A 14,841-nucleotide genomic window follows, 5' to 3' on the forward strand; every position below is an offset into this window, starting at 1 on the left:
CTTTCATGAAAAAGTATTTACACCTAGTATTCGTACTACTTTGTAAGCTAAATACATTTGGTCAAACAGAAAAGCCAAATATTATTTTTATTCTAACCGACGATCAACGTTATGATATGTTGGGTTGTACAGGTAATGATTTAATTCAAACACCTCATATTGATAGTATAGCGGCCCAAGGCACATTGTTTACAAATGCTCATGTAACAAGTGCTATTTGTACACCTAGTAGGGCTTCTATATTCTTAAGTCAATTTGAACGTAAACATGGTGTGAATTTTAATTCGGGAACCAGTGTTTCAAATGAAGCCTGGGAGCAAGCTTACCCTGTAGTTTTAAGAAAACATGGTTATTATACGGGATATATTGGGAAAAACCATGTACCGGTAGGGAAGGAAGGTTATCAAACTGGTTATATGGAACAAACGTTTGATTATTGGTACGCAGGACATAAACATTTAGGCTTTTATCCAAAAGGAAGGCATTCCATTTTTAAAGCCGCTAATAGTGATACTCAAATAGAGATATTAGATGAAGGTGTTACCGACTTTTTTAGTAACGAACATAAATTAGAAGGTGCTAAGCATTTTATTGATGAGCGTCCATCCGACAAACCATTTTTTTTGAATATCTGTTTTAATTTACCTCACGATGCTGGAGCAGGTACAATGCGTATGTTAGAAACAGACCCTGATATTTATAAAACATTATATCGCGATTTGGATATCCCATTACCTAAAAATTATGTTGAACATGAACATATTGTAACCCCTAAACTACCACCTTCCATCCATTTTGCAGAAGAAATACAAACAGGATATTCTTATACTAAAAAACCAGACGAGGTAAAAGAGCGAACCATTCGACAAATGCAGGCTGTTACAGGAATTGATAAATTGGTTGGAAACCTTAGAGCTACTTTAAAAGAGAATAATTTAGATGGAAATACCATCATTATTTTTTCGTCAGATCATGGTTTATTTATGGGAGAATACGGTTTAGGAGGAAAATCATTGTGTTATGAGATATGTACACATGTTCCTTTAATTGTCTACAACCCAATAATAAAACCTAAAGCCCGTGGGCAAAAAAATGATCAGCTTGTTCAAAGTATTGATATTGCGCCTACCATATTGAGTTATGCTGGCATTGAAAAACCTGATTCATTTCAAGGGAAAGACCTGTCATTTATAATAAATGGTAAAGACAAACCTGTTCGTGATTTCCTTTATACCGAGAATCTATGGTCTACCCAATTTGGAAACCCCAGATGTGAATCTGTTCAAGATAAAACATGGAAATATATCCGTTATTACAAAAATGAAAACTTAAGAGCATCAGCCAAAATAGCAGCAGCAAAAATGCTAGATATACCTATGGGAGAGATGCTTTATAAACAGCACGATCCTGATATTGCTTTGTATCGAACTTTTATTGAAAACCCATTAAAAGGAGAACCTGCAGTATATGAAGAACTTTATAATTTAAAAGAAGATTCTGGTGAACTTAAAAATATAGCAGGAGATGCTAAGTATCGGTTAAAGTTGGAAGAAATGAGAAAAATCTGGGCAGAAAAGATAAAATATGCTCGTGGAGAAGGAAACCCCAAGGTATATAGATATACCAAAGACAGTAGCCTTGAAGATTAAAATATCTCAAGATAAACTCTAACAAGTTCCCCCGTGATTTTTAGTACTCAACTATTAAAACATATATATAAGACTATTTTTTTTATTGATAAGTATATCGGCTTTTTGCCAATCAAAAAAAGATGAATATCCTATTGCTAAAAATGTCCTAGAGGTTATGAAAAAAACTGCCGATTGGCAGTTAGAACATCCAACAAGCAAAGAGTTGTGGGTTTGGGAAAAAGTAGTTAAGGCATATTTTTTGTGATGCCACAAAATTTAAAAGCTTATTAGCCTAAAAGATTAGATTTGAGAATAATAAACAAAATAATACATAAATAAATTACAGATGAAACAACAAAAATTTTGGTTAGTTAGCATTCTTTTGATTATTGGAATAACAAATACAGTTTTTTCTCAAAAGGTAGCGAATAATGGTAATCAACCGCCACATTCATTTCCAGAATACAGCGAAAAATATACTAAAAATCAGTTAGCCCCTATTTTAGAACCAGGGAGCGTTTTTTATGTTTCTAATAGAGGTAACAATAAAAGCATAGGAACAAAAAAATCTCCTTTTAAAAGTATTGAAGCAGCCAGAGATGCCATTAGAAAACTAAAAGCATCAAAAGGGCTACCAAAAGGAGGGATTCATGTTATATTACTTGATGGAACCTACCATATTAATCAAACAATAAATTTGACACCTGAAGATTCGGGTACAGAAGAAGCTCCTATAGTATATAGAGGTATTAAACGTGGCAACGTAATTTTATCCGGAGGGTTAGAAATTGATACCAAGCGTTTCAAAATAGTTAAAGACAATGCGTTACTAAATCGTTTACACCCTAATGCTAAAGGAAAAGTAATAAGCATGGATCTTTCTAAAGATAATGTTTCAAGATATTTTCAGGGTGAAGGTAAATATGGGCAAATTGCCCTAGATGGTTATATGTTACAATTGGCACAGTGGCCAAACCGTGGATACAATCATATAAGTGAAATTGTTGAAGAAGGACCAACAACTCGCTGGCTAAAACCGGGAGAAAAACCTATGCCATTTACTAAAGAGAATCCAACAGGTGGGAAATTCATTTTTAAAGAAGCATTTTCTCCAGCTATAAGAAGCGAGTTTGAACGTACAGGAGATATACGTGCACAAGGTTATTTCCATAATGACTGGTATTTTCAGGATGAACCGGTTGGAAGTATTAAAAACAATGTAGTTCAACTTTTACACCATACAAGGTATGGTATTGTAAATAAGATTAAAACGGTACCAAGACGTGTAAGGCTATTTAATGTTTTAGCAGAATTGGATGAGCCAGGAGAATGGTATTTCGATAAAAAAGATCAGCGGCTTTACTTATGGCCCATAGAAGGGTTTAATCCTAAGGAATCAACATTAACGATTATAGGAAATCAAGCTGAGTCTGTTAATAAAAGTTTTGAACCCGTTCGAAAGCGTAAATCAAACAATAAAAATCAATCGTTATTAAGTTTGAACAACACAGAATACCTTACGTTTCGTGACTTTGTTATTGAAAATACCGGTGATTTAGCTGTTAAAATATCAGGAGGAAAATACAACCTTTTGGCAGGTAGTGATATACGGAACGGTTCAGGTAAAGGTGTTATTATAGAACACGGCACATACAATGGCATTACTGGTTGTGATTTTTATGATTTATATTCAGCTTTCAGTATTAAAGGAGGTGATTTTGTAACCATTACCCCTTCTTACAATTTTGCAACAAACAATGTTATTAGAAACTGCCGCCTTAGAGGTTATGGTGTTGTTGGCCTTTCAGGTGTTGGAATCTATTTTGCACACAACCTTTTACACAGTATGAATGGTGCTGTGATGTATGAAACTGTAGATATGTTAATGGAATATAATGAGTATTACAATATAGGTTACGAAATGGGCGACTTTAATGTGGCATATTGTGGGGCACAATGGTATACTATGAATAATGTGTTACGATATAATTTTGTACACCATCTTATTGAACCTGGGGGACACCCGATTACTGCTTTTAGAAATGATGATAATGGAGCAGGAATGAAAGTTTATGGTAATGTATTCTATCGTCCAGGTAGAGGGAGTTGCATTTTTCATGGTTTTTTAAATGATTTCCAAAACAATATAAATGTTGATGCTACAATTATGTGGTGGACTCTTAAAAAGCCAATCACACCCGAAGGGATAAAAGAAAGATGGGATGGTTTGGCAAAATTTGGTCGCGACCTGCCAAAAGGAGATAAAGGCGATTACATTTATATTATGGAGAGTGTGATTGGTAAAGATGGATGGAAAAAAGGGGCTTGGAAGGAAAAATTTCCTGAGTTAGAACAGGCTATCGATAAAAATCCATGGGCACAAACAGGTTGTAATGTTAACCTAAATTATGCATATAAAATTAAGCAACCATTTCATATTCATGGAGGTGATGGTACAGTTGAAGGATTGGAAAGTACTTATGAAGGAGCATTTGCAGATTTACCTAAAGATGAAGTTTTTGAATTTCCAAAACCAATTACTCCAGACGCTTTTAAAGACATCACAAAGCTTGATTTTTCTTTTAAAGATGGTTTTAAGCTCATGGAAGGTTTTAAACCTATTCCTTTTAATGACATCGGATTGGTAAAAGATGAATTTAGATTGAAAACTTTAGATAAAAACATTTATAGAAACGATGTATATGAACACTTTAAGAATGATAAGGGAGGTCGTTATAATGCAGAAATAGTAAATGCTAGATATCCTAAACCTAGCTATTTTAAATAGTGAAGTATTAAAAATAAAGATGGTATTTCGTTAAAATTTGATTAAATAGAAATTAGGTTCAGTTTTGATGGAATTAATTTTTAATTAGCCTAACCACTTGTTCACTCCTATAAATCATAGATAGAGGTGTCTCGTGAAATAGAGATATGCATTATGTATACAGTAATTACTGGTACAAATAAAGGTGTTTTTCTAATAAAACTATAAATAAAATGAAATCATTAAAATACAGATTCTTAAAACTTTTAGTAATTAGTCTATTTATTATTGGATGTAATAAAAAGACTAAAACTACAGATTATAAAATAGAAGAGGTTATTTCAAAAGTAGAGAATCAGTTAGATTATGGATATGGACTTGTCGAATCAAAAAACGATGGAAACTTAATAATGCCAAGGTCTGTAGAAGGTGATGAACTTCGTATGGTTTCCTCAAGCGATTGGACAAGTGGTTTTTTTCCGGGAGAATTGTGGTTGATGTATAACCTAACAGGTAATGAGGTTTGGAAGAGTCGTGCTAAAAAGTATACCGAATTGCTTGAAAAAGAGCAATACAATACAGGAACACATGATGTAGGCTTTATGATGTATTGTAGTTATGGAGAGGGCTACAAGGTCACAAATAGTTCCGATTATAAAAAAGTTTTAATTCAAACAGCTAAATCTTTGTCAAGCAGATATAATGAAAATGTAAAATGTATTAAATCTTGGGATCACAGTCCAGATTTATATCACTTTCCGGTAATTATTGATAATATGATGAATATGGAATTGTTGCTTTGGGCTAGCGAAGAGACTGGAGACAGTATATATATAAATATTGCTATAAATCATGCCAATACCACAATAAAAAATCACTTTAGACCTAATAACAGTTCATATCATGTTATAGACTACGCTCCAGAAACAGGCAAAGTGATTAAAAAAATCACAAATCAAGGTTATGCAGATGAGAGCATTTGGTCTCGTGGTCAAAGTTGGGGATTGTATGGTTTTACAGTAATGTACAGATACACTAAGGATAAGCGTTATTTAGAACAAGCTGAAAAAATTGCTAAATGTATCATGTCTTACCCGAATCTTCCTGATGATAAAATACCATATTGGGATATGGATGCCCCTAATATTCCAAAAGAACCAAGAGATGCATCGGCGGCGGCTATTACTGCTTCTGCTTTATATGAACTCATAAACTATACATCTGATAAAGATGCCTATTTAGAATTTGCTAATGGCATAATGAAATCACTTTCAAGTTCAAGTTATTTAAATACAGTAGGAGCCGATAATGGGTTTATACTTAGCCATTCAACAGGAAATATGCCAAGAAATTCTGAAATTGATGTGCCAATCAATTATGCAGATTATTATTTTTTGGAAGCCCTTTTACGAAAAAAGAAGTGAACTCATTTAGACTTTTTTGAGTTGTATAGCAGAGTTACGGAAGGAAAAAAAGACAAAAACAGAGCAGAAAACAGCAATTTTTTAGCAAATTGAAAAAGTCTAAATGAGTTCAGTATTAAATTAGTGATATAGATAAAATACGATGATAAGAAAAACAAATTATAGCGTAAAAGTTAATGTATTAAAAGTGGGACTTTTTATAATTGGCTTATTGTTTTGTGAATTTGCTGTTAAGGCTCAAAACAATAAGAATTTTTTAACCGAAAAAACGAATATTCAAAAAGTTTCAGAAGTACTTTTAAATACCGATCAATGGGCTTCAATTATTGAAAAAAAGATAAATTGGAATGATGCTCCAATAGCTTTTAGAGAAAACATTATTTCTGAAGCCGAAAGCTATCTAGGAACTCCTATTCCTTCATTATCTGCAACTTTAACTTTAGAATATTCTATTAATGGAAATCGTACCAATTATCAAACACCATGGTTTGAGCGACGTAACCGATTGACTAATGCAGTGTTAGCGGAGTGCATGGAAAGAAAAGGGCGTTTTTTAGATGATATTGTAGATGGTGTTTGGGCCATTTGTGAAGAAAGTTGGTGGGGGTTCCCTGCACATCATTACCAGTATGGACAGGTAGGATTACCTGATATTGAAGATGAATATGTAGATCTTTTTGCTGCTGAAACCGGGGTTTTATTAACTTGGACACATTTTCTACTTCAAAAAGAATTAGATAGTATTTCCCCTGTAATTAATAAACGTATTTCTCTTGAAATAGATCGAAGAATCTTAAAGCCTAATTTAGAACATGAAGATTTTCATTGGATGGGTTATAATGGAGAAAATCTCAACAATTGGACGCCATGGATTTGTTCCAATTGGCTTACATGTATATTGTTTTTAGAGAAGAATGATAAAAAAAGAGCAGCTTCTGTTTATAAAATTATGACATTACTAGATAGATTTTTAAAACCTTACCCAGTAGATGGTGCCTGCGATGAAGGACCGGCCTATTGGAATAGGGCAGGAGGTTCTTTATTTGACTGTCTAGATTTATTGGAAGAAGCGACCAATGGAGAGGTCGCTATATGGAATGAGACCCTTATTAAAAATATTGGAAAATATATTTACAAAGCACATATTAAAGAAGATTACTATGTGAATTTTGCAGATGCAACTGCTAAAGTTAAACCAGATGCAGCTTTAATTTATGAATATGGTAATAAAATTAACGATGTAACTTTGGTACAATTTGCAGCTTGGTTGGCCAAAAAAAATGCAGATATAGCATCTGATAATAAAAAACTAGATGGAAATAATCGTGTTTTAAATGGTAATATAGCACGGCAAATTAGAATGATTCAAACACATAAAAAGCTTAGAGAAGAAACACCAAGGGAACCTGTAGTTAGTGAATCCTGGTTTGCTAATTCTCAAATAATGATGATGAGAGAAGACCCTCATAATGGGAAGGGGTTTTATATAGCGGCTAAGGGAGGACATAATAGAGAAAGTCACAACCATAATGATGTTGGAAGTTTTATAGTTTATTATGATGGTAAACCGGTTTTAATAGATTTAGGACTTGAGACATATACAAAAAAGTCTTTTAGTAGTCAGCGTTATGAAATTTGGATTACCCAGTCGCAATACCATAATTTACCAACCATTAATGGTGAAATGCAATCAGCAGGTAGATCATTTAAGGCTACGAATGTAAATTATAATCCGCTAAAGTCTACTTATACTTTAGATATGGCGTCTGCATACCCAAAAACAGCATGTGTTAATAAATGGGAGCGAACCATTTATTTGGATAAAGAAGTGAAATCAGTAAACATTACTGATGTATATAAGCTATCTAAACTGATTAAGCCAAATGTTTTAAATTTTATGACAGATACCAAGCCTGAAAAAGGAAAGGGAAATACACTACACCTCTTTGCTTCTGGCAATGATAAAAAGAAAATTATAATGTCTTATCCCGAAACATTTAATGTAAATATTGAGCCATTAGAAGTAGCAGATCCTTTACTTAAAAATTCTTGGGGTGATAAGGTTTATAGAATTCAGTTGATACAAAAGAAAATGTACAAGGCTAGTGCTATTAATATTTCATTAATTTCTGAATAGGTGTTGGCTGAATAAAGTTTATTGAGGGTCATCGGTAACATAATCATTTGCAGCATATTTTTTAGTGAATTCTGAAGGAGTCATATCGTAAACCTGTTTAAAACATTTACTAAAGTATTTAGGATCATTAAACCCTGTTTTAATGCAAACCTCAGCAATCAATAAGCCTGAATTTTGTTTAATAATTTGCGTGGCTCTCTTTAACCTATAATCTCTTATAAACTCATTGGAAGACTGACCTGTTAACTGGGTTAACTTTCTATAAAGTCCTGAATGACTCATATTCATTTCTTCTTTAAATTTACTCGCATTAAAACTAGAATCATCAAAGTTTTTGTCTAAGACTTCGTATGCTTTTTTAATAAATAAATCATCGGTAGAATCTATATTTTTATCTTCAGGAATGAAGTTTACTTTTTTCTTTGATTTCTCTGATATTTTTTTGTTAGTTTCAATAATATTTGTAATTCTAGATTCCAGTATTTGTATACTAAAAGGTTTTTGAATATAATCTATTGCACCAATACTAAGTCCTTTGATCTTAAATTCATCTGATGACCAGGCACTTAAAAACAAAAAGGGAATATGATTGGTTTTTTCATTTGCTTTAATATGCTTACAAAACTCGATACCGTCCATTATGGGCATTAGTGTATCACTCAAAATTAAATCTGGAAAATGCTTTAATGCTTTAACAAGACCTTCTTTACCGTTAGGAGCTTCTATAACTTTAAACTTCACAGAAAGTGCTTCAACAATATATGCCCTAATATCAAAATCGTCTTCTACAACTAATACTTTTGGGGTATTTCTGTTATTGTTCTTTGTAATGATTTCAGCATGTGTATCTTCTTTTACTAAATTAATAGGTTTTAAAGGTGCTCTTTCTGGTGGATGATTTCTAATATTTTTTGGTTCATAGAGTTCCTTTTTAATAGGAATAGTAAATGAAAATGTAGAGCCCATATCAAGTTCACTATCAACACTTATCTTACCATGGTGTAGTTTTACCAATCTGTTAACATAATCTAAACCTATACCTGCTCCATTTGGATTTAGCGATTTTGCAGATTCTACTTGATAAAAACCTTCAAATATTTTAGACAATTTGTTTTTAGGAATACCAATGCCATCATCTTTTACACTAATGGTAATGTAATCTTTAGACTCCTCATCTGCGTAATTTAAAAGAATTTCAATATGACCTTTTTTAACAGTAAATTTAAAGGCATTAGAGAGTAAATTATATAGTATTTTTTCAATTTTATCTTCATCAACCCAGCCGATTAATTCTTCATTTTGATAATGGAATTTGAACGTGATTTCGTTTTGAATGGCAAATTCGTGAAATGCATTAGCTGTATCTTCTATGCATTTTATAATGTTTTGTTTGGATACTTGTAAACTTAATGTGTCACCGTCAAGTTTACTGATATCTAAAATTTGATCTGCCAAGCGTAACAAGCGAAAAACGTTTTTATCTATAAGTTGTAAGAAATGTAAATCTTTACCTTTTGTATCTTTTGTGTTTTTAATGAGTTGAGAGACCGGATCGGAAATTAAAGTTAATGGAGTACGCAATTCATGCGAAATGTAAGTGAAAAAACGAAATCTCATTTGGTTGAAATCTTCTTCACTTTTTAGTTTAAGTCTTTGCAGTTCATTTTCATTTTTTTGTTTTGTACTTATAATTGTGTATTTATTGTAATAATATAAAACAACAATCAAACTGATAAAAATAAAAGCCTTAAACCACCACGTGAAATAGAACGGTGGAGCAATAGAAATTTTTACCGATTTTATATTTCCGTTAGCATTATTGTTAATATTAATGGCTTTTACTTTAAATATATAATCTCCATGGTTAAGATTAGTGAAGCCTATGGATCTAGTGGTTCCGATGTTTACCCATTCGCTCATATAATTCTCTAAAATATAAGCATATTTATTACCTCCTTGGTTATTAAAATCTAATGCTGCAAAGTCTATAGAGAAATCTTTTTGGTTAGCTTTAAGGTTAATTTGTTTAATGCTTGTAATACTTTCACTTAAAGGAGAATTGGGAGTGTTTACATTAACATTTTTATTATCAATTTTTAATGAAGAAAATACAATTTCAGGGCTTTTTTTGCTTTTTGAAATACTGTCAGGATGAAATATAACCAATCCTTTTGATCCTCCAAAACCAATATAATTATTTGGTAAAATAACTGATGCTTTTGGTTGAAATTGTTTCGAGGGAAGCTTATAGGTATTACTGAAGTTTTCAAATGTTTGAGTCTGTTTATCGAATTTAACTAAACCTTCAAAAGTACTAACCCAAAAAACATCATCTCCAAGAGAAATCATACTTGAAACAAAATTGCTTGGTAAACCATCGTCTTCTGTGAAAAAAGTAAACTCTTGGTTGTTTAAATCTAAATACCCCATACCGCTTCCTTGAGAACAGAACCAAACAAGTTCTTCATTGTTTTCAATATAAACTTGACTTATAGGGAAAGATTCTAGTTTGTTGCTATAAAAATCTTTAAATGTTTCAGTTGTAGTATTAAAAATAGAAATACCTCCTACTGTAGCTAATACAAGATTATTGTTTTTTGTTACTTTTATATCTCTAACATTAATATTGCTATATTTTTTAAAGTTATTTTGATCTGGATTATAAAGGTTTAATCCAGTTTGGGTACCAATCCATAACTTTTTATTATTATCTTCAGCAAAACAATATATGTTGTTATTACTAATACTATTTATATCGTTAGAATTGTGTTTGTAATGAAAAAAACTTTTCTTATTGGGTGCTAATAGATTGATGCCTCCTGTATAAGTGCCAAACCACATATTGCCTTTAGAATCTTCAAAAATAGAAGTCACTGTATTAAAACTTAGAGATGATGGGTTATCTGCTTCGTGACAATAAGAAGTGTATAGCTTGTTTTTAGGATTGAAAACACTTATGCCTCCCCAAGTACCAAACCATAAATTGTTTTTATTATCATGAAGAACACTTCTAATTCGGCTTTCAATAATACTATTTTTGTCATGGGCTTGGTGCCTGATTAACTTAAAGACACTGTTTTTAGAAGTGTTGAAACAAACGCCACCTGCATAGGTTCCAACCCATAAAATACCTTCTCTATCTTCATATACCGAATATAATGAATTGGTTACCAGGCTTTGAATATGGTCTGGATTACGATTTATTGTTGTTAATGTATGGGATGATTTATCCATTTTACTTAATCCACCTCCATTAGTTGCTATCCAAAGGTTACCTTCTTTAGTTTGGAAAATATCAAATACATCATTGTGGGGAAGATTGCTGTTTTCTGTATTATAAGTTTTAAAATGAATGTCTCCCTTTTTAAGATAAGAAAGTCCACCTTGAACAGTACCTACCCAAAGATCTCCAGTGTTATTAATAGAAAGCGACTTAATAGTATTTCCTGCAACCGAATTTTTGTCATTCTCATCATGAAAATAACGGGTTATTTGTTTACTTTTCTTGTTAAGTTGGTTTAAACCATTTTGTGTTCCTATCCATAAACCAATACTATCATTTGCTAACGATAGTATTTCAGAATCTGATAATGAATTTGGAGTGTTTATAGAATGTCTATAATTATCTACTACACCGAGTTTAAGACTGTACAAAACAAGACCTTCAGAAGTGCCTAGCCATGAAAGTGAGTCATTCTCTTTTTCAATACAATATACTCTTATGGGGTTATTAAAGTTTTTGAATAAATCACATTGAGTCACTTTTTTACTAATTGGATTGTAGAGTTTCAATCCATTGTCTGTTCCAATCCAAAGTAAGCTATTTTTATCTTCGTATAAATCATAAACCTTTTTTCCGCTTAAAATTTTAGATTTATTTTGATTGATATCAATAACTTCGATATCATAACTGTTATATCTGTTAAGTCCGTCGTCTGTACCAAACCATAAATAGCCAGATTTGTCTTTTAAAATAGTATTTACAGTATTTTGAGATAAGCCATTTTCGGTTGTTAGGTTAAAAAAATCTGAAGAAGATTGGTCTTCAATATATTGAGCATTTGTTAAACAACAAAAGCCAAATGAAAAGAATAATAATAAAAAAAAATTATGCGACATCGTTAGGGGTTTAATAAACAGTTTTTCTCGCTAAATACCATTAATGTTAAATATAATCTTTTACTAATTGAGGTACTTTTATGTTTATATTTAAAATATAGGTAATGTAAAAACGGTAAGATAATAAAAATTTAGGTTTCATGAATTTATGTACTCTGATTCTATAATATTTGCAGCTTACAACATGTTTTTACCAAAATTAAGATCTAAATTAGGAACTCTATTCTTTATTTCTATAACACTTTCTTTACTTATTAAAGTTTCCCAAATATAGAGTTTTTTTAAGCCTGAAATTGATTCTAATGTTTTTAGGCTTTCATCACTAAGGTTTGTAAATTCTTCTTATTCTTTTAGTCTAAAACAAATTTTAGAAACAGGATGGATATCTAAATATAAGAGGCCTTGATGAAACTTGTTAGAAGCGTATAAAAAGATTGAACCAAATATTTGAGATGTAGATTAGTTTTACCTCCCTCCATCATTTAAACTTCTGACTAATAAATTCTAAATCTATCACCTTAATATTTTCTTTAATATAGAAAGTTGTATACTCTCATATTTTTATCAATTTATATTCTTCATATTCGTTTTGTAAGCGTTTTGTAAGCGTTTTGTGGGCTATTTATGCTTATATGAACAATTTCTTAACCATTTATAGTATTAAGTCGACCTATAATCTTTGATTATTCAAGTAATTTGGTTCTCTGAATTTATTATGAATATAAATATGAATATAAATATTTTATCCATGTAGGGGTAATTATTTTGTATAGGATATTAATTGTATTTGTTACCCTAAATTTTAAAGATTTTGTATATGTATAAAAATAAAATGATAATTGTTAAGATATGTTTATTGTCTGTTTTCTTTAGTGCCTGTTCTAAAGAAAAGAAAACAGATAATACCCTTATAAAAAGCCCAAACCTTGATTTTGAATTTGTTTTAAAAACCAATGATAGTTTATCAGGTATTTCTTATTCTGTAAGCTACAAAAATGAAGAAATTATTGGAGATTCTAAATTAGGTTTTGTTTTAAACACAGAGAGCCTTAAAAATAAACCATATCAAATTGCTAATGTAAGTCAAATCGAAAACTCTACAGTAGATTCTACTTGGCTACCTGTTTATGGTGAAAGAAATAAATACCCAGAAATATATAACGAATCTCTTTTTAGGCTTAGTGATGTTGACAATCAAGAAATCTTTAACTTAAGAGTAAGAGCTTATAATGAAGGTATAGCTTTTAGATATGAGTTTACAAATGAAGCTAGGAAAATTAATATTATACAAAAAGAAATAACAGAATTTTCTTTGCCACCAAAAGCGGTCGCTTGGGCATCATTACGGGCTCAAAGTGAAATATTAAAAATGCCTGTTTCTAGTATAAAAGAAGCTGTAGAAAGACCATTACTAGTTGAATTACAAGATTCTCTGTTTCTGGCAATTGGAGAAGCTGCTTTGGTTGATTATGCTCGAATGAAGTTTATTAATAAAGAAGGAAGTCCAGGAACTTTAGTCTCCGAACTTAGTAGTGAAGTTATTGTTGACTTACCGCTCAATACACCATGGCGTTTTATTATGGCAGCAGAGAAACCCGGACAGTTATTAGAACATAATTATCTTCTTTTAAATTTAAATGAACCAAATCAGTTAGAAGATACCTCGTGGATAAAACCAGGGAAAGTAATAAGAGAAACAACACTAACGACCAAAGGGGGTATAGCCTGTGTAGACTTTGCAGAAAAACATAACCTTCAATTTATTGAGTTTGATGCAGGATGGTATGGTAATGAATATGATGAAGCATCAGATGCAACAACTATAACTGTAGACCCAAAAAGATCTAAAGGCCCATTAGATTTATTAGAAGTAATTAAATATGCCAAGAGTAAAAATATTGGAGTAATTCTATATGTTAATAGAAGAGCATTAGAAAAACAATTGGACGATGTATTGCCTTTACTTAGTTCATGGGGAGTAAGTGGTATAAAATATGGATTTGTTAACGTAGGGCCTCAAAAATGGACAAGTTGGTTGCATGATGCTGTTCGAAAAGCAGCCGATTATAAATTAATGATAGATACTCATGATGAATATCGACCAACAGGGTATTCCAGAACCTATCCGAATTTTATGACACAAGAAGGCATAAGAGGTGATGAAGAATCTCCTGAGAATTCTATGGTAATTAATACCATTTTCACAAGAATGATAGCAGGAGCAGGAGATCAAACCAATTGCTATTTTGCACCACGAGTAACCGAAACGATGGGTTCCCATGTTTCTCAATTAGCTAAAGCCGTTTGTATTTATAGTCCATGGCAATTTCTGTATTGGTACGATAGACCTGAAGGTTCTGTAGCAGGAGCAGAAGGTGCAGGTGGAACTAAAGAATTTATAAAAGAAGTTCCTGAATTGGCATTTTATGACGCACTTCCTACAGTTTGGGATGATACTAAAGTTATTGATGGTTATCCAGGTGAATTTGCAGTTATAGCAAGAAGGAGCGGGAACGATTGGTTTATAGGTGCCTTAAATGGTGATATTCCGCGTGATATAAAAATCCCTTTAGATTTCTTGACAGAAGGAAAAACTTATGAGGCTACAATTTATTTTGATGATGATACCCTTACGTCACTGACTAAAGTTGGTATTGATACTAAAAAAGTAAGTATAAAAGATAATTTAGCTTTTAAGGTAAAAAATAAAAACGGTGTAGCAATTCATCTTAAAGCATTATAAAATTTAAAACTTAATTAAAA

General features: G+C 31.6%; 6 protein-coding genes. 5 read left to right on the forward strand and 1 reads right to left on the reverse strand.

Annotation, left to right across the window (positions count from 1 at the left end):
• Positions 1-5 precede the first annotated feature (5 nt).
• The 4 genes from Q4Q39_RS04040 to Q4Q39_RS04055 all read left to right on the forward strand — a co-directional run bounded on the left by Q4Q39_RS04040 (position 6) and on the right by Q4Q39_RS04055 (position 7,959).
• Positions 6-1,649: a sulfatase-like hydrolase/transferase gene (locus Q4Q39_RS04040; protein ID WP_303281085.1), complete on the forward strand. Its 1,644-nt coding sequence runs from the start codon at positions 6-8 to the stop codon at positions 1,647-1,649.
• Positions 1,650-1,977: 328 nt separating this feature from the next.
• A complete protein-coding gene (locus Q4Q39_RS04045; protein ID WP_303281086.1) occupies positions 1,978-4,419 on the forward strand; it encodes a right-handed parallel beta-helix repeat-containing protein in 2,442 nt (813 codons plus the stop codon).
• 212 nt (positions 4,420-4,631) lie between these two features.
• A complete protein-coding gene (locus Q4Q39_RS04050; protein WP_303281087.1) occupies positions 4,632-5,822 on the forward strand; it encodes a glycoside hydrolase family 88 protein in 1,191 nt (396 codons plus the stop codon).
• A 142-nt stretch (positions 5,823-5,964) separates the two neighbouring features.
• A complete protein-coding gene (locus Q4Q39_RS04055; protein ID WP_303281088.1) occupies positions 5,965-7,959 on the forward strand; it encodes a heparinase II/III domain-containing protein in 1,995 nt (664 codons plus the stop codon).
• An 18-nt stretch (positions 7,960-7,977) separates the two neighbouring features.
• Here Q4Q39_RS04055 and Q4Q39_RS04060 read toward each other — a convergent pair whose 3' ends face one another.
• A complete protein-coding gene (locus Q4Q39_RS04060; RefSeq protein WP_303281089.1) occupies positions 7,978-12,078 on the reverse strand; it encodes a hybrid sensor histidine kinase/response regulator transcription factor in 4,101 nt (1,366 codons plus the stop codon).
• Between the two features lie 817 nt (positions 12,079-12,895).
• Between Q4Q39_RS04060 and Q4Q39_RS04065 the strand changes: the two genes are divergently transcribed.
• Complete coding sequence (locus Q4Q39_RS04065; protein WP_303281090.1) at positions 12,896-14,821, forward strand: glycoside hydrolase family 97 protein; 1,926 nt, start codon at positions 12,896-12,898, stop codon at positions 14,819-14,821.
• The last annotated feature ends 20 nt before the right edge of the window (positions 14,822-14,841 follow it).

The sequence above is a fragment of the Flavivirga amylovorans genome (assembly GCF_030540875.1).
GTDB lineage: Bacteria > Bacteroidota > Bacteroidia > Flavobacteriales > Flavobacteriaceae > Flavivirga > Flavivirga amylovorans.

Bases quoted from the DNA above. Each gene is read 5' to 3' on its own strand.
- Q4Q39_RS04065 (WP_303281090.1), top strand. From the start codon at position 12,896: ATGTATAAAAATAAAATGATAATTGTTAAGATATGTTTATTGTCTGTT.
- Q4Q39_RS04040 (WP_303281085.1), top strand. From the start codon at position 6: ATGAAAAAGTATTTACACCTAGTATTCGTACTACTTTGTAAGCTAAAT.
- Q4Q39_RS04050 (WP_303281087.1), top strand. From the start codon at position 4,632: ATGAAATCATTAAAATACAGATTCTTAAAACTTTTAGTAATTAGTCTA.
- Q4Q39_RS04045 (WP_303281086.1), top strand. From the start codon at position 1,978: ATGAAACAACAAAAATTTTGGTTAGTTAGCATTCTTTTGATTATTGGA.
- Q4Q39_RS04055 (WP_303281088.1), top strand. From the start codon at position 5,965: ATGATAAGAAAAACAAATTATAGCGTAAAAGTTAATGTATTAAAAGTG.
- Q4Q39_RS04060 (WP_303281089.1), bottom strand. From the start codon at position 12,078: ATGTCGCATAATTTTTTTTTATTATTATTCTTTTCATTTGGCTTTTGT.